This is a genomic window from Roseateles sp. DAIF2 (genome assembly GCF_015624425.1).
GTDB lineage: Bacteria > Pseudomonadota > Gammaproteobacteria > Burkholderiales > Burkholderiaceae_C > Kinneretia.
Genome location: NZ_CP049919.1, coordinates 3,489,717 through 3,509,004 on the forward strand (window position 1 = coordinate 3,489,717; position 19,288 = coordinate 3,509,004).

Consider the following 19,288-nt stretch of genomic DNA (forward strand, 5'->3'; position numbering starts at 1 on the left):
ACCGCCCGGCCCTCCCTGTTTTACTGCCACCGTCTTGTCAGGAAAGTTTCCATGAGCTTGTTTGCCGCCGTCGAAATGGCCCCCCGCGACCCCATCCTGGGCCTCAACGAGCAATTCAATGCCGACACCAACCCCGCCAAGGTCAACCTGGGCGTCGGTGTCTACTACGACGAGAACGGCAAGCTGCCCCTGCTGAAATGCGTGACCCAGGCCGAGGCGCAGATGCAGGCCGACCCGAAGGCGCGCGGCTACCTGCCGATCGACGGCATCGCCGCCTATGACAAGGCGGTGCAGGGCCTGGTGTTCGGTTCTGAGAGCGCCATCCTGGCCGCCAAGCGCGTCGCCACCGTGCAGGCCCTGGGCGGCACCGGCGGCCTGAAGATCGGCGCCGATTTCCTGAAGCGCCTGAACCCCGCCGCCAAGGTGCTGATCTCCGACCCGAGCTGGGAAAACCACCGCGCGCTGTTCACCAACGCCGGTTTCGCGGTCGAGACCTACCCCTATTACGACGCCGCCAAGCTGGGCATCAACTTCGACGGCATGCTGGCCGCGCTGAACGCCGCGCCGGCCGGCACGGTCGTCGTGCTGCACGCCTGCTGCCACAACCCGACCGGCTACGACCTGACGCCGGCCCAGTGGGACCAGGTGGTTGCCGCCGTCAAGGCACGCAATCTGGTCGCCTTCCTGGACATGGCCTACCAGGGCTTCGGCGAGGGCATCGCCGAGGACGGCGCGGTGATCCAGCAGTTCCTGGCCGCTAACCTGGACTTCTTCGTCTCGACCAGCTTCTCGAAGAGCTTCTCGCTGTACGGCGAGCGCGTCGGCGCCCTGTCGGTGGTCTGCGCCTCGGCCGAGGAGACCACCAAGGTGCTGTCGCAGCTGAAAATCGTGATCCGCACCAACTATTCCAACCCACCGACCCATGGCGCCCAGGTCGTCGCCAGCGTGCTGTCGACCCCGGCCCTGCGCCAGCTGTGGGAGGACGAGCTGGCCGGCATGCGCCTGCGCATCCGCGCGATGCGCGAGGCCCTGGTCAAGGCCTTGCAGGCCGCCGGCGTCACCCAGGACCTGAGCTTCGTGACCCGCCAGAAGGGCATGTTCAGCTATTCGGGCCTGTCCGCCGCCCAGATGCAGCGCCTGCGCGCCGAGTTCGGCGTCTACGGCGTGGATTCGGGCCGCATTTGCGTCGCCGCGCTCAACGAGAAGAACCTGCCAGCCGTCGCCCAGGCGATGGCCGCGGTGCTGAAGGGCTGAGCCACAAGGCGGCCCCGGCCGCGCAATCTTGACGGGTTTGCCGCTCGGCGAACCCTAGTCATGCTGCGCCGCACAAATTCTGGCAGTATTGTTGACATTACAAGCCCCAGCCCCCAGCCCGTCTTGCGAGGTCCGACCATGCTGTATCAGTTCTACGAAACCCAGCGCGCGCTGATGAGCCCCTTCGCGGAGTTCGCCAGCGCCTCGGCCAAGCTCTACAGCCACCCGCTGTCGCCCTTCGCCCATGGCCCGCTGTCGCAGCGCGTGTCGGCAGGCCTGGATCTGATGCACCGGTTGGCCAAGGAGTACGAGAAGCCGGAGTTCAACATCCGCAGCGTCGAGGTCGACGACGTCGATGTCGCGGTGCAGGAACTGGTGCCGCTGGAGAAGCCCTTCTGCCGGCTGCTGCGCTTCAAGCGCTACACCGATGACCTGGCGGTGCTGTCCAAGATGAAGGACCAGCCGACCGTGCTGGTGGTGGCGCCGCTGTCGGGCCACCACAGCACCCTGCTGCGCGACACCGTGCGCCAGTTGCTGAAGGACCACAAGGTCTATATCACCGACTGGACCGACGCCCGCATGGTGCCGCTGGAGGCGGGCCCCTTCCATCTGGACGACTACATCGCCTATGTGCAGGAGTTCATCCGCCATATCGACGCGTCCGACTGCCATGTGATCTCGGTCTGCCAGCCCACCGTGCCGGTGTTGGCCGCGATCTCGCTGATGGCCTCGCGCGGCGAGACCACGCCGCGCTCGATGACCATGATGGGCGGCCCGATCGACGCCCGCAAGAGCCCGACCGCGGTCAACAACCTGGCGATGAACCGCAGCTTCAGCTGGTTCGAGAACAATGTGATCTACCGCGTGCCGACCAACTACCCGGGCGCCGGCCGCGAGGTCTATCCCGGCTTCCTGCAGCACACCGGCTTCGTCGCGATGAACCCGGACCGCCACCTGAGCTCGCATTACGACTATTTCCTGGACCTGGTGCGCGGCGACGACGACAGCGTCGAGGCGCACCGTACCTTCTACGACGAGTACAACGCGGTGCTGGACATGCCGGCCGAGTACTATCTGGACACGATCAAGACCGTGTTCCAGGACTTCGCCCTGGTCAACGGCACCTGGGCGGTCGATGGTGAGCTGGTGCGTCCGCAGGACATCACCGGCACCGCGCTGCTGACCGTCGAGGGCGAGCTGGACGACATCTCCGGCGCCGGCCAGACCAAGGCCGCCCATGAGCTGTGCTCCGGCATCCCGGCCCAGCACCAGGCCCATTACGACGCGATCGGCGCCGGCCATTACGGCATCTTCTCGGGCCGGCGCTGGCGCGAGAAGGTCTACCCGACCATCCGCGACTTCATCGCCAAGTACGACCAGGCCCCGCTGGGCACGGCCGCCCCGGCGCGCCGCAGCAGGAAGAAGAACGGCGCTTGAACCCGATCCCCGCAGAGCCGACCGGCGGCCTGGTCGAGCGGCTGACCGCCGCCCTGCCGCAGACCCAGTGCACCCGCTGTGGCTATCCCGACTGCCAGACCTATGCCGAGGCGATCGCCGAGGGCCGGGCCGAGATCAACCAATGCCCGCCCGGCGGCGCCGAGGGTGTGCGGCGCCTGGCCGCCCTGACCGGCCGCCCCGCCCTGCCGCTGAGCCCGGAACATGGGCTGGAGGCGCCGCGCCAGCTGGCGGTGATCGATGAGGACTGGTGCATCGGCTGCACCCTGTGCATCAAGGCCTGCCCGGCCGACTGCATCGTCGGCGCGCCCAAGCAGATGCATCTGATCGTCGCCGCGCAATGCACCGGCTGCGAGCTCTGCATCCCGGCCTGCCCGGTGGACTGCATCTCGCTGGTCAATGCCAGCGGCGAGGCCACCGGCTGGTCGGCCTGGAGCGCCCCGCAGGCCGATGAGGCGCTGCAGCGCTACCGCTTTCGCCAGCAGCGCATCGAGCGAGACAAGCGCGAGAACGATGCGCGCCTGCAGGCCAAGGCCGAGGCCAAGCTGGCCGACCTGCCCGCCGCCAGCCAGATCACCGATCCGGCCCTGCTGGACCGCAAGCGCGCGATGATCGAGGCCGCGCTGGCGCGCGCCCGCGCCAAGCGCGGCGAGGCCTGAGCACACTCGCCAGCGGGCACAATGCCCGCCCATGAATGAACAAGCTATCGAGGGCTTCTTCGCCACCCTGAAGGCCGCCAACCCCTCGCCGCAGACCGAGCTGGAGTATTCCAGCGTGTTCGAGTTGCTGGCCGCCGTGCTGCTGTCGGCCCAGGCCACCGATGTCGGCGTCAACAAGGCCACCCGCCGGCTGTTCCCCATCGCCAACACGCCGGCCCGGATCCTGGCGCTGGGCGAGCAAGGTCTGGCCGACTACATCAAGACCATCGGCCTGTACCGCACCAAGGCCGCCAACCTGATCAAGACCTGCCGCATGCTGATCGAGCTGCATGGCGGCCGGGTGCCGCGCTCGCGCGAGGCGTTGGAGGCCCTGCCCGGCGTCGGCCGCAAGACCGCCAATGTGGTGCTCAACGTCGCCTTCGGCGAGCCGACGATGGCGGTGGACACGCATATCTTCCGCCTCGGCAACCGTACCGGCCTGGCGCCGGGCAAGAACGTGCTGGAGGTCGAGCAGGCGCTGCTCAAGCGCGTGCCGGCCGAATATCTGGTCGACGCGCATCACTGGCTGATCCTGCATGGCCGCTACATCTGCCAGGCGCGCCGCCCGCTGTGCGAGCGCTGCCAGGTGCGGCCGTACTGCGATTACCCGGCCTCTACAATGGACCGCAATATCGCTTGAGATGGGAAGTCATGCCTAGCATCACCGATCTGCTCGACCGCGTCGAGCGCCTGCTGCTGCGCCATGAGGAGCTTCAGCGCACCAATGCGCTGCTGCAGGACCAGCTGCAGTCGGTCAGCCAGGAGCGCGACAGCCTGCGCGCGCGCCTGGGTGCCGCGCGCCAGCGCATCGATGCCCTGCTGGAGCGTCTGCCCGTCGACGATAGCGAAGCCGTGAAGCACGAGAAGTAGTCGATATGAAACAAATGGAAGTCACCATCATGGGCCAGAGCTATCTGCTCGGCTGCCCCGAGGGCGGCGAGTCAACGCTCAAGAACGCCGTTTCCCAGGTGGACCGTGAGATGAGTGCGATCCGCGACGCCGGCAAGGTCAAGGCGCGCGAGCGCATCGCGGTGCTGGCCGCGCTGAACCTGGCCTACCAGCTGGCCGAAGGCCCGGCCACCGCCGCTGCCGCAGCGGTGGCCGCCGCGCCGGCCACCGAGACCGTGCCCGCCGAGCTGGAGGCGCTGATCCGCCGCCTGGACGAGGCCCTGGGCCACGACGGCCAACTGCTCTGAACGGACCCGGGGCTGTCACGCGCGTTCTCGGTATAGCGCTTAGAATGGCCCGGTCCATCGCGTTCGCGTGAGTTCTATATTTCCTTGAACCGATGCTCTACGAGCAAGGGCTTGGAAAATGCCCGGCGGGCGTGATCGTCTCGCGTCAGATGAACCCGAAGCCCGGTTGACCTCGCCCACCTGAATCCCCTGGGTTCAGGAATGCGGCTCACGGCTCGCGGTGGACACCCTCACAAGAACAGGACACATGAACTACTGGTTGATGAAGTCCGAGCCCGACGAGGTCTCGATCGACGATCTGCAGCGCCTGGGTCGGGTGCCCTGGACCGGGGTGCGCAACTACCAGGCCCGCAACTTCATGCGCGACGGCATGCGCATCGGCGACGGGGTGCTGTTCTACCACTCCTCCTGCCCCCAGCCGGGCATCGCAGGGCTGGCCGAGGTCTGCAGCACCGCCTACCCCGACGCCACCCAGTTCGACCCCAAGAGCCCCTATCACGACCCCAAGTCGGACCCCGAGGCGCCGCGCTGGCAGCATGTGGACGTGCGCTTCCTGCGCAAGACCCGGCTCCTGGGCCTGCCCGAAATGCGCGCCGACGCGGCGCTGGCCCAGATGCGGACGCTGCAGCCGGGCAACCGGCTGTCGATCACGCCGGTCAGCGCCGCCGAATGGGCCCGCCTCCTGCAATTGCTCGACTCCCCCTCCCGATGAATCTCGATCCCTTGTTCCTGGCCGAGCTGCTGGCGCTCGGCCTGTGCTCCGGCTTTCTCGCGGGCCTGCTGGGCATCGGCGGCGGCATGCTGATGGTGCCCTTCCTGACCTGGATGCTGTCCAAGCAGGGCGTGACCGGCGACATGGCGGTCAAGATGGCGATCGCCACCTCGATGGCGACCATCATGTTCACCTCGATCTCCAGTGTGCGCGCGCACCACAAGCGCGGCGCGGTGCGCTGGGACTTGGTGCGCGGCATGGCGCCCGGCATCCTGCTCGGCGGCCTGATCGCCGGCGCCGGCATCTTCGCGCTGCTCAAGGGCGCCTGGCTGGCGCTGTTCTTCGCCGGCTTCGTCAGCTTCTCGGCCTTCCAGATGCTGCTGGACAAGAAGCCCGCCCCGAGCCGCCAGATGCCCGGCACCGCCGGCCAGATCGGCGCCGGCACCGGCATCGGCCTGCTGTCGGGCCTGGTGGGCGCCGGCGGCGGCTTCGTCTCGGTGCCCTTCATGACCTGGTGCAATGTGGCGATGCACAACGCGGTGGCCACCAGCGCCGCGCTGGGCTTCCCGATCGCGCTGGCCAACACCCTGGGCTATCTGATCGGCGGCTGGAACCTGCCGCCCACCCTGCCCGGCGCGTTCGGCTACCTGTTCCTACCGGCCCTGGCCGTGATCGCCGCGGCCAGCGTCACGATGGCGCCGCTGGGCGCCAAGGCGGCGCATGCGATGAATGTGAAGCAACTCAAGCGCGCCTTCGCGCTGCTGCTGTTCGTGCTGGCCGCCTATATGTTCTACAAGGGCCTGGCCGGCTGAGCCGCCGTCAGCCGAGGTTCCCGAAGGGGATCGGCGCCAGCACCACCTGGTTGCCGCCGCGGCGCTGAGCCTCCTGCACCGCGGTCTCGCTGGCCTTCAGCAACTCGTCCTGCTTGGACGCGGTATGCGGGAAACTGGCCACACCCATCGACAGCGACAGGCCAAGATCCTGGCCGTTCAGCACCACGATCTGCGCGGTACATTGGCGACGCAGCTGCTCCATGCGGGCATGGGCTGTCGCCAGCCCGACGCCCGACAGCAGCACCGCGAAGGTATGCTCGCCGACACGGCAGGCCGCATCCATCGCCCGGGTATTGGCGCGCAGCATGCGCCCCAAGCCTTCCAGCATGCGCTGATGCGCCTCCGGGCCCAGCGCCTGGATCGCGGCCGAGGCCGGATCCAGCGCGATCAGCACCAGCGCGAACTCACGGTGCTCGCGGGTTGACAGGTCGATCTCGCGCAGCAGCTGGTCGTCGAACTGGGCCCGCAGGTACAGGCCGGACACATCGTCGCGGCCGCTGCCTTGCTGCATCTCACGCCGGATCTGCTCCAGCGCCTTTTGCTGCTGCTCGATCTGGTTCAGCGCGCGCTGCAGATGGGTCTCGCGATGGCGCTCCTCGGTGCGCTCGGCCCACATCGCCATCACATGCTCGCCGCCCAGTGGCACGCGGGTGACCGCGAATTCGCGCCGGCGCCCGCCCAGCTCCAGCCGATGCTCGCTGACCACCACGGTGCGCTGCGCCATCACCGCCTGCTCGGCGCGGCGCATCGCCAGCACCTCGTCGGGACGCATCAGCTCGTTGTCGCCGGCGCCGACGATGCCCGCCTCATGGCGCTCGAACAGGGCCGCCATGCCGGCGCTGCCATGCACATAGCGGCCGGTGGCGAGCGACTTCACCGTCACCAGCAGACCCAGCGGCTCGACCAGGCCCAGCACGCCGTTCGCCAGCTCATGGTCCGCCAGACTCAGGCTGGCAAACCAGGCATCGCTGGCTTGGGGCGATGCACCGGAGTGCAGGGCGGCAGATGTATCCATGAAATCCTGGCAGGGCGTAGCGGGGAAGACGGCGCGACGGCAAGGTCTGGCACCGGCGGGTTGGAGCAATGTAGAGGGCTTGCGCAGACGGCGGCAAGTACGAGGCATCCCCTGTTCGCAGCTCACCCCCTAGCTTGAATGGTAGCGAAGATCCCGAGGGCCAGAACCGAACTCACCCTATCCGCGGGGTAGCGCCCGAGCCGGACCGGGCAAACGAGGCGCCCGACACCTCAAACCTACAATACCGGGCTCCCCTCCCACCTCCCACGCCGGGACACCCAAGGAACCACGATGGCCGACCAGCAGACGATCCGCGGACATCTGCAACAACGCAGCAACCACCAGTTCGAGGCCCGCTTTGAGGGCGTCGAAACCAGCCTGCTGTCCGACGAGCCGCCGCCGCTGGGCCAGTCCGCCGGCCCCTCGCCGGTGCAGCTGCTCGGCACCGCGGTCGGCACCTGCCTGAGCAACTCACTGCTGTTCGCTCTGCGCAAATTCAAGCAGAACCCCGAGCCGCTGAGTTGCGAGCTGGAGACAACGGTGGGTCGCAACGAACAGGGCCGCATGCGCGTGCTCGCGATCCACGCCCGTCTGCGCCTGGGCGTGCCGGCGGCCAGCCTGGCCCATCTGGAGCGGGTGCTGGAGCAGTTCGAGGACTACTGCACCGTCACCCAGAGCGTGCGTGCCGGCATTCCGGTGCAGGTCAGCGTGTTCGACGCCGACGGCGTGCAGCTGAAGTAAGGCGCGGGGCATGCAGTCGTTTGACCTGATCGTCGTCGGCGCCGGCGCGGCCGGCCTGTTCTGCGCCGGCATCGCCGGTCAACTCGGCCAGCACGTGCTGCTGCTGGACCATGCGAGCAAGCTGGCGGAGAAGATCCGCATCTCCGGCGGCGGCCGCTGCAACTTCACCAACCGCGAGGCCGGCCCGGCCAACTTCCTGTCGGAGAACCCGAACTTCTGCCGCTCGGCCCTGGCCCGCTACAGCGCGCAGGACTTCATCGGACTGGTCAGGAAGCATGGCATCGCCTTCCACGAGAAACACAAGGGCCAGCTGTTCTGCGACGACTCCAGCGAGCAGATCATCCAGATGCTGCTGCGCGAATGCGAGGCCGGCGGCGTGCAGCGCTGGCAGCCTTGCACCGTGGCCGATGTGCGGCCGCTGGCCGGCGGTGGTTTCGAGCTGGACAGCAGCGCCGGCTCGCTGCGCACCACGCGGCTGGTGATCGCGACCGGCGGCCTGTCGATCCCGAAGATCGGCGCCAGCGACTGGGGCTTGCGCCTGGCCCAGCGCCTGGGCCACAGCATCGTCGAGCCGCGTCCGGCCCTGGTGCCGCTGACCTTCGCGCCGGCCGACTGGGCGCCGTTCGCCGAGCTGGCCGGGCTGTCGCTGCCGGTGGTCGTCAGCACCGGCGCCGGCAAGCAGCGCACCCGTTTCCACGAGGACCTGCTGTTCACCCACCGCGGCCTGAGCGGCCCGGCGATCCTGCAGATCTCCAGCTTCTGGCATGAGGGGCAGGCACTGAGCCTGGACCTTGCGCCCGAGCAGCAACTGGCGCCGGCCCTGCTGAACGCCAAGAACGGCTCCAAGCGCCAGCTCGGCAACGAGCTGGCCGAGCTGCTGCCCAGCCGCCTGGCCCAGGCCTGGCTCGCGCGCCTGGCCCTGCCCGGCAACCGCCCGATGGCCGACTGCAAGGACAAGGATCTGCAGCGTCTGGCCGAGCAGTTACAGGCCTGGCAGCTGACACCCGACGGCAGCGAGGGCTGGCGCAAGGCCGAGGTGATGCGCGGCGGCGTCGACACCCGCGAGCTCAGCTCGCAGAGCCTGGAAAGCAAGAAGGTGCCGGGCCTGCATTTCATCGGTGAGGTGGTCGACGTGACCGGCTGGCTGGGCGGCTACAACTTCCAATGGGCCTGGGCCAGCGCGGCCGCCTGCGCCCGTGCCGTGGCGTCGCAGACCGAGGCTCTGGCCATATCCTGAATTTATGGTTATACTCGCCGTCTTTGCTAGCAAACCCCTGCGCGTCGATTCGGAAGCAGAATCCGGATATTTCTGCTTAAGGCCTGCTCGAAAGAGTGATGAAGGCTTAGCGAACACCGAGCGCTTAATGAAGGAAACTGAGTTTCATGACCACCATTCGCGTCAAAGAGAACGAGCCGTTTGATGTTGCCCTGCGCCGCTTCAAGCGCACCATCGAAAAGCTGGGCCTGCTGACCGACCTGCGCGCCCGCGAGTTCTACGAGAAGCCCACCGCCGAACGCAAGCGCAAGAAGGCCGCCGCCGTCAAGCGCCACTACAAGCGCGTGCGCAGCATGCAGCTGCCCAAGAAGCTGTACTGATTCCGGCAGGCTGCCACGCAGCCACCGAATACAGCCAGAGAAAGCCCGCGCAGGACGCTGCCGCGGGCTTTTTCTTTTCTAATTCCAGCATCGCCACGAGAACCCTGCCATGAGCCTGAAAGACCGCATTACCGAAGACATGAAATCCGCCATGCGCGCCAAGGAGACCGAACGCCTGGGCACGATCCGCATGCTGCTGGCCGCCGTGAAGCAGAAGGAAGTGGACGAGCGCATCGTGGTGGACGATGTGGCGCTGGTGGCCATCATCGACAAGCTGATCAAGCAGCGCAAGGACTCGATCAGCCAGTTCACCGCCGCCGGCCGCCAGGACCTGGCCGACAAGGAGCAGGCCGAGCTGGTCGTGCTGGAGACCTATCTGCCGGCGCGCCTGTCGGCCGAGGAGATCCAGGCCGCGGTCAATGCCATCGTCGCCGAGCTGGGCGCCAAGGGCCCCGGCGACATGGGCAAGGTGATGGGCGCGGTGAAGACCCAGCTGGCCGGCAAGGCCGACATGGGCCTGGTGTCCGCCGCGGTCAAGAAGGCCCTCAACCCCTGATCCGGAGCACTGCACCATGAGCCTGCCCCTGCAAGCCTTGAATCCCGAGTTCTGCGTCGCCCCGCAGCTGGAACCGGCCGCGATGGCCGAGGCCGCCGCCGCGGGCTTTCGCAGCGTGATCAACAACCGCCCCGATTTCGAGGGCGGCCCGGAGCAGCCGACCAGCGCGCAGATCGAGGCCGCGGCGCGCGCCGCCGGCCTGGAATACCGGCATCTGCCGGTCAACGGCGCCTACCAGTCGCCGGAGGAGATCGCCGCCTTCCGCGAGCTGCTGGACAGCCTGCCGCGGCCGATCCTGGCCTTCTGCCGATCGGGCGCCCGCTCGACCAAGCTGTTCGGCGCGGCCAGCCAGCTCTGACGACAACGGCAGCCGGCGGCACAGCCGGCTGACACCCAGCTTGCGCGCAGGCGCCGCAACGCTCAGGGTGTATCCCTAGCCCATTTCCCCTCGGCGGCCGGGACTCCATTGCTATCCTCTTCGGTTTGCTCGCAGACTCCTGCCCGGGGTCTGCTGCGAGCAGTTCCGAAGTTCGATTTGCCGCCGGGCCCGGCGCCCGGCAAGGAGTCCGAATGAAACCCCTCTTGGCCTTGGCCAGATGGATCGATGCGCTGAACGACCGGTTCGGCGCAATCGCCAAATGGGCCGTGCTGGCGGCCTGCCTGATCAGCGCCGCCAATGCCGTGGTGCGCTATGCGCTGGACTACAGCTCCAACGCCCTCCTCGAGATCCAGTGGTACCTGTTCGCCGGCGCGGTGATGCTGGGCGCCTCGCAGGTGCTGCGCCTGAACGAGCATGTGCGCGTGGATGTGCTGTACGGCCGCTACCCGACCCGCATGAAGGTCTGGGTGGACCTGCTGGGCTTGCTGTTCTTCCTGCTGCCGGTGATGGTGGCGATGCTCTATCTCTCCTGGCCGATGTTCGTGCGCATGTACGAGACCGGTGAGATGTCCAACAACGCCGGCGGCCTGATCCGCTGGCCGGTGATGCTGCTGATCCCGCTGGGCTTCGGCCTGCTGATCCTGCAGGGCCTGTCCGAGGCGATCAAGCGCATCGGCTGGCTCGCCCACAAGTTCGACATGGACACGCATTACGAGAGGCCGCTGCAATGAGCATGGAGAGTTTTGCCCCGCTGATGTTCGCGGGGCTGATCATCGTGATGTTGATCGGCTTCCCGGTGGCCTTCTCGCTGGCCGCGCTCGGCCTGCTGTGCGGTTTCGTCGCGATCGAGGCCGGCTGGTTCCCGCCCGCCTTCATGGCCAATCTGCCGCTCAATGTGCTGGGCATCCTGTCCAATGAGCTGCTGCTGGCGATCCCCTTCTTCACCTTGATGGGGGCCATCCTGGAGAAATGCGGGCTGGCCGAGGATCTGCTGGATTCGATGGGCCAGCTGTTCGGCCCGGTGCGCGGCGGCCTGGGCTATGCGGTGATCGTGGTGGGCTTCATCCTCGGCGCGATCACCGGCACGGTGGCCGGCCAGGTGATCGCGATGGCGATGATCGCGCTGCCGGTGATGATGCGCTACGGCTACAACATGCGCTACGCCACCGGCGTGCTGGCCGCCTCCGGCACCATCACGCAGCTGGTGCCGCCCTCGCTGGTGCTGGTCGTGATGGCCGACCAGCTGGGCCGCTCGGTCGGCGACATGTACAAGGGCGCCTGGGGCCCCTCGGTGCTGCAGGTGTTGATCTTCGCGATCTACACCTTCATCCTGACCCGCCTGAAGCCCAGCTACCTGCCGGGCCTGCCCCCCGAGGCGCGCACCCTGCAGGGCTGGGCATTGTGGAAGAAATGCCTGCGCGGCATCATCCCCTCGGCCGTACTGATCTTCGCGGTGCTGGGCAGCATGGGCGGCCTGCCCGGCATCAGCAAGGCGATCTGCACCCCGACCGAGGCCGGCGCGATGGGCGCGGTCGGCGCCTTCATCCTGGCCGCGCTGCACCGCCGCCTGACCTGGCCGCTGCTGGTCGGCAGCCTGGCCGGCACGATGCGCATCACCGCGATGGTGGTCTTCATCCTGATCGGCTCGCGCGTGTTCTCGCTGGTGTTCCAGGGCGTCGACGGCGCCAAGTGGATCGAGCATATGCTGACCGGCCTGCCCGGCGGCCAGACCGGCTTCCTGATCGTCGTCAACCTGTTCGTCTTCTTCCTGGCCTTCTTCCTCGACTTCTTCGAGATCGCCTTCATCATCCTGCCGCTGCTGGGGCCGGTGGCGGACAAGCTGGGCATCGACATGATCTGGTTCGGTGTGCTGCTGTGCGTCAACATGCAGACCAGCTTCATGCACCCGCCCTTCGGCTTCGCGCTGTTCTACCTGCGCGGCATCTCCGACACCCTGTTCAAGAACGGCGGCCTGCCGCGCAAGGTGGAGTCCAAGGACATCTACCTCGGCTCGGTGCCCTTCGTGTTCCTGCAGCTGCTGCTGGTGGTGATCGTGATCTTCGTGCCGCAGACGGTGACGGTATTCCTGGACAAGCCCGAGGTGGTGGACCTGGACAAGGTGGTGATGCCCGACACCGAGCCGCTGATGCCCAGCACGGACGAGCCGGCACCCAGCCTCGACGACCTGGCCCCGTCGGCCGAGCCCGCCAGCGCGGCCTCGCAGTAGGCGATGACGATGATGTCGCAGGACGCCATCCCCACCCTGCCCGCGCTGCCGGACCCTCCTGCTGCGGAGGCCGGCGAAGAACTCAGCGCGGAGGGCCCCTCCTTCCCGCTGACCACCCGGCTGCTGGCCAGCGCGATGATGCTGGCCCTCTTGGTCTGGGGCTGGCGCGCCGCCGACGAGATCGCCGGCGCGAAGCTCGACGCCGGCGCCATCGGTTTCCTGCTGTCGGTCGTGCTGGTGCTAGTGAGTTGCTACGTCGGCATGCTGAAGAGCCGCACCTCGATCAGCATGACCCATATCCGCCAGCGCTGGCTGTGGACCAAGGAGGTCGCGCTGGCCGATGTGCACCAGGCCAAGCTGATCCATCTGCCGGGCCTGGCCTGGCTGATCGCACCGCGCCTGATGGTCAAGGTGCGCGGCCGCGGGCTCTACACCTTCCACATCGCCGACCCGGCGGTGTTGGCGCTGGCGCGCCGCCTGGGCCTGGGCGAGCCGCCCTCGCCGCGCTGAACTCCCGGCAATACAAGAAGAAAGAGCAGCTCGCGGGCTGCTCTTTTTGTTTGGGACGGGGCTTTCGCCCCGCCGGGTTTACAGCTTCTGCTGCGCCATGAAGTTGTCGAAGCGGTTCTCGGCGAACTTGAACCACAGCACCTGGTCGCGCTGGAAGGTGCGCAGGTCGGCGTAGATCTTCTTCCAGGCCGGGCTCTTCGCGCCGTTGGCTTCGAACACCTCCATCGAGGCCTTGAAGGACGCATCCAGCACCGCTTGCGAGAAAGGCTTGAGCTGGGTCTTGGCACCGACCAGTTGCTTCAGCGCGGTCGGGTTCAGCGCGTCGTACTTGGCCAGCATGTCGGTATGCGCCAGCGCCGAGGCGGCGTCGATGATGGCCTTGTACTCGGCCGACAGGGCGTCATAGGCCTTCTGGTTGATGAAGAAGTCCACCTCGGGACCGCCTTCCCACCAGCCGGGGTAGTAGTAGAACGGCGCGACCTTGTTGAAGCCCAGCTTCTGGTCGTCGTAGGGGCCGACCCATTCGGCCGCATCGATCGTGCCCTTCTCCAGCGCCTGATAGATCTCGCCGCCGGGCAGGCTCTGCGGCACCGCGCCGAGCTTCTGCATCACCTCGCCGATCAGGCCACCGCCCAGGCGCATCTTCAGGCCCTTGAAGTCGGCCGGCGCCTTGATCTCCTTGCGGAACCAGCCACCCATCTGGCAACCGGTGTTGCCACCGGCGAAGCTGACGATGTTGTAGTTCGCGTAGAACTCGTTCATCAGCTTGCGGCCGTTGCCATGCAGCATCCAGGCCGTCATCTGGCGCGAGTTCAGGCCGAAGGGGATCGCCGAACCGAGCGCGAAGGCCGGGTCCTTGCCGTAGAAGTAGTACGGCACGGTGTGGGCCATCTCGACGGTCGCGTTCTGCACGCCATCCACCACACCGAACGGGGGCATCAGTTCGCCACCGGCATGCACCGAGATCTCGAACTTGCCGCCCGACATGGCCTTGACCGCCTTCGCGAACACCTCGGCACCGCCGTAGATCGTGTCCAGCGACTTCGGGAAGCTCGACGCCAAGCGCCAGCGCACATTGGCCTGGGCATTGACGACGGCCGGGGCGGCACCGGCCGCCAGCACGCCGGCCAGACCGGCCTGCTTGACAAAGGAACGACGCTCCATCAGTTGATCTCCTCGTATTGATGAATGCTTGAGAGCGCATCGATTCTAGGAGTCGACTTCCGGGGCCTGACCGGGAGAAACCCGTGAAAACCAGAGTGACAGCGGCCCTCTTTCGGAGTACCGGAAAAGCCGTCAACAGCAGGCTTTCAACAGGCTGACGCGCGGAACCGCGCGTGCAAATCGGCGCGCCGCCGCGCGCACAAAATCCCGCCGCTGGTGCGGCTCAGCTGCCCGCCAGCTTCATGCGCGCGACCAGCACCGAGCCGATGGTCTTGCTGCCCAGGGTGTAGGTGTCGGTGCCGATGCCGACGATTTCCTGGAACATCTGGCGCAGGTTGCCGGCGATCGTCACCTCGTGCACCGGGAAGGCGATCTCGCCGTTCTCGACCCAGTAGCCGCTGGCGCCGCGCGAGTAGTCGCCGGTCACGTAGTTGACGCCCTGCCCCATCAGCTCGGTGACCAGCAGGCCGCGGCCCATGCGGCGCAGCATCGTGTCGAGGTTGTCGCCGGGCGCGGTGACGCGGCTCGTCATGCGCAGGTTGTGCGAACCGCCGGCATGGCCGGTGGTGCGCAGGCCCAGCTTGCGCGCCGAATAGCTGGAGAGGAAGTAGCCCTGCAGCACGCCGGCCTCGACCACCTTGCGCGCGCGGGTCACGACGCCCTCGTCGTCGAAGGGCGCGCTGCCCTTGCCCTTGACCTCGTGCGGGTCCTCGTCGATGTCGATATGCGGCGCCATCACGCCCTGGCCCAGACTGTCGAGCAGGAAGCTGGCCTTGCGGTAGAGCGCGCCGCCGCTGGTCGCCTGCACCAGCGCGCCCAGCAGGCCCGCGGCCACCGTGTTCTCGAACAGCACCGGCACCTCGGCCGTCTTGACCTTGCGCGCCTTCAGGCGCGACAGCGCGCGCTCCGCGGCGTAGCGGCCAACCGCCTCCGGCGCCGCCAGCTCGGTGGCATCGCGCATCGAGCTGTACCAGGCGTCGCGCTGCATGCCGGCGCCGCGGCCGGCGATCGGCGCGACCGAGACCGAATGGCGCGAGCTCGCATAGCCGCCGCCGAAGCCGCGCGTGTTGGCCGCATAGAAATGCGACTGCTGGGCCGACACCGCGGCGCCTTCTGAATTGGTGATGCGGCGGTCGGTCGCGAAGGCCGCGTCCTCGCAGCGCAGCGCCAGCGCGGCGGCCTGCTCGGCATCCACCGCCCAGGGATGAAACAGGTCCAGCTGCGGACGCGCGGCCGCGTCCAGCGACAGGTCCTGCTCGTCCGGCAGGCCGGCCACCGGGTCCTCGGCGGTGAAGCGCGCGATGTCGAAGGCGGCGCGCACCGTGTCCTTCAGCGCCTGCGGCGAGAAGTCGGAGGTGCTGGCATTGCCGCGGCGCTGCCCCAGGTAGACGCTGATGCCCAGCGACTTGTCGCGGTTGCGCTCGACGTTCTCGACCGAGCCGCGGCGCACCGAGACCGACAGGCCGCAGCCCTCGGACACCTCGGCCCCGGCATCGCTGGCGCCCAGGGTCTTGGCCTCGGCCAGCACCGTCTCCACCAGCTCGCGAAAGCGCTCCTGGCTGTAGGCGAAGCCGGCTTGCGCTGCGGGTGAGGAGGAGGAACGGATAGACATGGGGTCGATCGGGAAAGTCGGAGTGGGCGACAATCATACTTATGAGCGATTTCCCCGATGACGATTTCGACGCCGACTTCGACGAGCGTCCCAGCAAGAGCCAGAAGAAGCGCGACATGCACGAGCTGCAGGCGCTGGGCGACGACCTGCTGGCCCTGCCGGCCAGCCGCGTCGAGCCGCTGGACCTGCCGGAGATCCTGCTGGACGCGCTGAAGGACGCGAAGAAGATCACCAACTTCGAAGGCAAGCGCCGCCAGATGCAGTACATCGGCAAGCTGATGCGCAAGGTCGATCCGGCGCCGATCCGCGAGGCGGTGGCCGCCTTCAAGCTGGGCCATGCGCAGGACAGCCTGGCCCTGCACGAATCCGAGCGCTGGCGCGAGCGCCTGCTGGACAACGACGAGGCGCTGCAGGCCTTCATCGCCGAGCATCCGCAGGTCGACATGCAGCAGCTGCGCAGCCTGGTGCGCGCGGCCCGCAAGGACGCCGCCGGCACCCCGGAACAGCGCAATGGCCGCGCCTATCGCGAGCTGTTCCAGCTGATCAAGGCCGAGCGCAAGCGCGTCGCGCCGGACGGCGATGCGGCCGAGGCCGGCGATGATGAGTGATCCGGTCAGGATCGGCATCGTCTCGATCAGCGACCGCGCCTCCAGCGGCGTCTACGAGGACAAGGGCCTGCCGGCGCTGCAGGAATGGCTGTCGGCCGCGCTGCTGAACCCGATCGAGTTCCAGCCGCGCCTGATCCCCGACGAGCGCGCGCAGATCGCCGCCACCCTGCGCGAGCTGGTCGACGAGGCGAAGTGCGACCTGGTGCTGACCACCGGCGGCACCGGCCCGGCGCCGCGCGACGTCACGCCCGAGGCGACCCTGGACGTGGCCGAGCGCGAGATGCCCGGCTTCGGCGAGCAGATGCGCCAGATCTCGCTGCATTTCGTGCCCACCGCGATCCTGTCGCGCCAGGTCGCGGTGATCCGCGGCCGGGCGCTGATCATCAACCTGCCCGGCCAGCCCAAGGCGATCGCCGAGACGCTGGCCGGCCATGAGAAAGCCAGCGGCATCTTCGCCGCCGTGCCCTATTGCATCGACCTGATCGGCGGGCCCTATCTGGAAACCCGCGCTGAGGTCTGCAAGGCCTTCCGCCCCAAAAGCGCCATTCGAACCAAGAACGAAAAAACCCAATGAAGATCACGAAAGACACCATCGCCACCCTGAAGCTCAAGGTGGCAGACGCCAACGGCCGCCTGATCGAGGACTCGAAGGAGCCGGCCGCCGTGCTGATCGGCGGCTACGGCAACACCCTGCCGGCGATCGAGGCGGCGCTGGAGGGCCAGGAGGCCGGCTTCCAGACCACGCTGAAGCTGGCGCCGGAGAACGCCTTCGGCCAGCGCGACGAGAGCCTGCTGCGCTCGATCGCCAAGAAGGACTTCCCGCCCGGCGTCAAGGTCGGCGGTCAGCTGGAGATCCGCGAGAGCGAGAGCGGCCAGACCCAGGTCTTCAATGTCGTGAAGATCAAGGGCGGCCAGGTGCTGCTGGACGGCAACCACCCGCTGGCCGGCATTGGCCTGGCGGTCACGCTGAAGGTGATCTCGGTGCGCGCGGCCTCGGCCGAGGAAGTGGCCCATGGTCACGCGCATGGCGACCACGGGCATCACCACTAAAAAGCGCTCGGCTACTTGCCGACCAGTTGGTTGAACTTCGAGGCTTCGAAGTTCTCCTCGCGGGCGGCATCGGCCGGCAGGCAGTCCTTCTCGGCCGCGGCCCGCTTGGACAGGGTCTCGATCGCGTTCCACAGCAGCGCGATCTGGTGCTCCTGGCCGGCCGCGTTGTCGATCAGGCCGCGCAGGGCCTGCGACAGCGGGTCGTCGCTCTGCGTCACGCCATAGGCCGAGAAGCCCATCTTGGCCGCCGCGGCCTCGCGCTCCGCGTCCGCCCTGGCCTCGATGATGCGCGCCGGGTTGCCCACCGCGGTGGCGCCCGCCGGCACCGGCTTGGTGACCACCGCCAGCGAGCCGACGCGCGCACCGGCCCCGACGGTGAAGCCGCCCAGCACGCAGGCATTGGCGCCGACGATCACGCCGGGTTCCAGGGTCGGATGCCGCTTGGCCCCCTTGACCAGCGAGGTGCCGCCCAGGGTCACGCCCTGGTAGATCGTGCAGCCATCGCCGATCTCGGCCATCTCGCCGATCACGACGCCCATGCCATGGTCGATGAAGACCTTGCGGCCGATCGTCGCGCCCGGATGGATCTCGATGCCGGTCAGCCAGCGCGAGAGATGCGAGATGAAACGCCCCGGCCATTTCAGGCCATGGGTCCAGCACCAATGGGCGCGCCGGTGCAGCACCAGCGCGTGCAGCCCCGGATAACAGCTCAGCACCTCCCAAGCCGACCGGGCGGCCGGATCGCGCTCGAGGATGCAGGCAATGTCTTCGCGAAGGCGCTGGAACATGAGGACTGGGGTTGCAGAAAGTAAAGAAGGGCTGTCAGTCTAGCCGGGCGGATCAACCCTCGCCGCGGCGGGTCTTGAGCATCGCGCGGGCCATGCCGCGCAGGATGTGCACTTCTTCAGAAGTCAGCTGCGCGCGGTTGAACAGCTGGTTCAGGCGCGGCATCAGCTTCTTGGGCGCGGCCGGGTCGAGGTAGTCGATCGCCACCAGCGCCTCCTCCAGATGCGCCAGCAGGCCCTGCACCGCCCGGCCATCGGCCAGATCGGGATCGGCGGTGCGCGGCGCCACCGCGAAGCCACCCAGGGCCTGGCGCAGGTCATAGGCCAGCAGCTGCACTGCCTGGGCCAGATTCAGGGAGCCGTAGTCGGGATGGGTCGGGATCGACAGCACCGCATGGCAGCGATACACATCCTCGTTGCTCATGCCGTAGCGCTCGGAGCCGAACACCAGGCCGATCTTGTGCGTGCCCTGCGCCGCCAGCTCGGCGAACAGCGGGCGCGGCTCGCGCGTCGGTGGCCCGAAGTCGCGCGGCGTCATCGCGGTGGCGCAGGCGAAGCTGACGCCGTCCAGCGCCTCGGCCAGGCTGTCGACGATGCGCGCGCGGGCCAGGATGTCGGCCGCGCCGCTGGCCATCGCGACCGTCTCCTCCTGGGACAGCACATCGGCGAAACGCGGGCGCACCAGCACCAGCTCGGAAAAACCCATCACCTTCATCGCCCGCGCGGTGGCGCCGACATTGCCAGGGTGGCTGGTCTGGATCAGGATGAAACGTGTGGAATCCACGGTGCTGCGGGCCGCTCTCGGTTAAAATGCGCGATTATCCGCGGCCGGGCCCTGTCGCCCGGGGTCACCGCCCCCGCTCTTTGCCTTCGCCAGTCCACCCTCCCCACGCAGGT

General features: G+C 67.9%; 24 protein-coding genes. 19 read left to right on the top strand and 5 right to left on the bottom strand.

Annotated elements, in window-relative coordinates; translation table 11 throughout:
- Positions 1-51: 51 nt before the first annotated feature.
- From G8A07_RS16125 to G8A07_RS16160, 8 genes are all read left to right on the top strand, one after another.
- Positions 52-1,254: an amino acid aminotransferase gene (locus tag G8A07_RS16125; RefSeq protein WP_195793054.1), complete on the top strand. Its 1,203-nt coding sequence runs from the start codon at positions 52-54 to the stop codon at positions 1,252-1,254.
- A gap of 138 nt (positions 1,255-1,392) precedes the next feature.
- Positions 1,393-2,691: a polyhydroxyalkanoate depolymerase gene (locus G8A07_RS16130; RefSeq protein ID WP_195793055.1), complete on the top strand. Its 1,299-nt coding sequence runs from the start codon at positions 1,393-1,395 to the stop codon at positions 2,689-2,691.
- A complete protein-coding gene (gene rsxB / locus G8A07_RS16135; RefSeq protein ID WP_249937017.1) occupies positions 2,688-3,368 on the top strand; it encodes an electron transport complex subunit RsxB in 681 nt (226 codons plus the stop codon). The genes G8A07_RS16130 and rsxB overlap by 4 nt, the downstream gene beginning before the upstream one ends.
- A gap of 31 nt (positions 3,369-3,399) precedes the next feature.
- Positions 3,400-4,047, top strand: coding sequence for an endonuclease III (nth, locus tag G8A07_RS16140; protein ID WP_195793056.1), 648 nt, complete (start codon positions 3,400-3,402; stop codon positions 4,045-4,047).
- An 11-nt stretch (positions 4,048-4,058) separates the two neighbouring features.
- On the top strand, positions 4,059-4,277 hold the full coding sequence (zapB, locus tag G8A07_RS16145) for a cell division protein ZapB (RefSeq protein ID WP_195793057.1): 219 nt from the start codon (positions 4,059-4,061) through the stop codon (positions 4,275-4,277).
- Positions 4,278-4,282: 5 nt separating this feature from the next.
- A complete protein-coding gene (locus G8A07_RS16150; RefSeq protein ID WP_195793058.1) occupies positions 4,283-4,603 on the top strand; it encodes a cell division protein ZapA in 321 nt (106 codons plus the stop codon).
- 247 nt (positions 4,604-4,850) lie between these two features.
- Positions 4,851-5,315, top strand: a complete 465-nt coding sequence (locus G8A07_RS16155; protein ID WP_195793059.1) for an EVE domain-containing protein — start codon at positions 4,851-4,853, stop codon at positions 5,313-5,315.
- Positions 5,312-6,127 carry a sulfite exporter TauE/SafE family protein gene (locus G8A07_RS16160; protein WP_195793060.1) on the top strand — a complete coding sequence of 272 codons (816 nt, stop codon included), beginning with the start codon at positions 5,312-5,314 and terminating at the stop codon, positions 6,125-6,127. Before G8A07_RS16155 ends, G8A07_RS16160 begins: the two co-directional genes overlap by 4 nt.
- 7 nt (positions 6,128-6,134) lie before the next feature.
- Here G8A07_RS16160 and G8A07_RS16165 read toward each other — a convergent pair whose 3' ends face one another.
- A complete protein-coding gene (locus G8A07_RS16165; protein WP_195793061.1) occupies positions 6,135-7,163 on the bottom strand; it encodes a sensor domain-containing diguanylate cyclase in 1,029 nt (342 codons plus the stop codon).
- Positions 7,164-7,454: 291 nt separating this feature from the next.
- Between G8A07_RS16165 and G8A07_RS16170 the strand changes: the two genes are divergently transcribed.
- From G8A07_RS16170 to G8A07_RS16205, 8 genes are all read left to right on the top strand, one after another.
- Entirely contained in the window at positions 7,455-7,904 is a 450-nt protein-coding gene (locus G8A07_RS16170) for an OsmC family protein (RefSeq protein ID WP_195793062.1), read from the top strand.
- Positions 7,905-7,914: 10 nt separating this feature from the next.
- Complete coding sequence (locus G8A07_RS16175) at positions 7,915-9,141, top strand: NAD(P)/FAD-dependent oxidoreductase (RefSeq protein WP_195793063.1); 1,227 nt, start codon at positions 7,915-7,917, stop codon at positions 9,139-9,141.
- Positions 9,142-9,287: 146 nt separating this feature from the next.
- Entirely contained in the window at positions 9,288-9,500 is a 213-nt protein-coding gene (gene rpsU / locus G8A07_RS16180; protein ID WP_007833691.1) for a 30S ribosomal protein S21, read from the top strand.
- A gap of 109 nt (positions 9,501-9,609) precedes the next feature.
- Positions 9,610-10,056, top strand: a complete 447-nt coding sequence (locus G8A07_RS16185) for a GatB/YqeY domain-containing protein (protein ID WP_195793064.1) — start codon at positions 9,610-9,612, stop codon at positions 10,054-10,056.
- Positions 10,057-10,072: 16 nt separating this feature from the next.
- Positions 10,073-10,414 (top strand): TIGR01244 family sulfur transferase, encoded by a 342-nt coding sequence (locus tag G8A07_RS16190; RefSeq protein WP_195793065.1) that lies wholly within the window; start codon positions 10,073-10,075, stop codon positions 10,412-10,414.
- Positions 10,415-10,626: 212 nt separating this feature from the next.
- A complete protein-coding gene (locus G8A07_RS16195) occupies positions 10,627-11,166 on the top strand; it encodes a TRAP transporter small permease subunit (protein WP_195793066.1) in 540 nt (179 codons plus the stop codon).
- A complete protein-coding gene (locus G8A07_RS16200; protein ID WP_195793067.1) occupies positions 11,163-12,662 on the top strand; it encodes a TRAP transporter large permease subunit in 1,500 nt (499 codons plus the stop codon). Before G8A07_RS16195 ends, G8A07_RS16200 begins: the two co-directional genes overlap by 4 nt.
- A 3-nt stretch (positions 12,663-12,665) precedes the next feature.
- On the top strand, positions 12,666-13,172 hold the full coding sequence (locus G8A07_RS16205; protein WP_195793068.1) for a hypothetical protein: 507 nt from the start codon (positions 12,666-12,668) through the stop codon (positions 13,170-13,172).
- A 78-nt stretch (positions 13,173-13,250) separates the two neighbouring features.
- Here G8A07_RS16205 and G8A07_RS16210 read toward each other — a convergent pair whose 3' ends face one another.
- Both G8A07_RS16210 and pmbA read right to left on the bottom strand, forming a co-directional pair.
- A complete protein-coding gene (locus G8A07_RS16210) occupies positions 13,251-14,336 on the bottom strand; it encodes a TRAP transporter substrate-binding protein (RefSeq protein ID WP_195793069.1) in 1,086 nt (361 codons plus the stop codon).
- 223 nt (positions 14,337-14,559) lie between these two features.
- On the bottom strand, positions 14,560-15,948 hold the full coding sequence (gene pmbA / locus G8A07_RS16215) for a metalloprotease PmbA (protein ID WP_195793070.1): 1,389 nt from the start codon (positions 15,946-15,948) through the stop codon (positions 14,560-14,562).
- Positions 15,949-15,989: 41 nt separating this feature from the next.
- On the opposite strand from pmbA, the gene yjgA reads away from it, so the two are divergent.
- From yjgA to G8A07_RS16230, 3 genes are read left to right on the top strand one after another with little or no spacing between them, the layout of a single operon-like run.
- On the top strand, positions 15,990-16,556 hold the full coding sequence (gene yjgA, locus G8A07_RS16220; RefSeq protein WP_195793071.1) for a ribosome biogenesis factor YjgA: 567 nt from the start codon (positions 15,990-15,992) through the stop codon (positions 16,554-16,556).
- Positions 16,549-17,130 (top strand): molybdopterin adenylyltransferase, encoded by a 582-nt coding sequence (mog, locus tag G8A07_RS16225; protein ID WP_195797802.1) that lies wholly within the window; start codon positions 16,549-16,551, stop codon positions 17,128-17,130. Before yjgA ends, mog begins: the two co-directional genes overlap by 8 nt.
- Positions 17,127-17,606, top strand: coding sequence for a peptidylprolyl isomerase (locus G8A07_RS16230; protein WP_195793072.1), 480 nt, complete (start codon positions 17,127-17,129; stop codon positions 17,604-17,606). Before mog ends, G8A07_RS16230 begins: the two co-directional genes overlap by 4 nt.
- A gap of 11 nt (positions 17,607-17,617) precedes the next feature.
- Here the strand turns inward: G8A07_RS16230 and cysE are convergent, their stop codons facing one another.
- Positions 17,618-18,394: a serine O-acetyltransferase gene (cysE, locus tag G8A07_RS16235; protein ID WP_195793073.1), complete on the bottom strand. Its 777-nt coding sequence runs from the start codon at positions 18,392-18,394 to the stop codon at positions 17,618-17,620.
- Positions 18,395-18,446: 52 nt separating this feature from the next.
- On the bottom strand, positions 18,447-19,175 hold the full coding sequence (locus tag G8A07_RS16240; protein ID WP_249937018.1) for an RNA methyltransferase: 729 nt from the start codon (positions 19,173-19,175) through the stop codon (positions 18,447-18,449).
- Positions 19,176-19,288 lie beyond the last annotated feature (113 nt).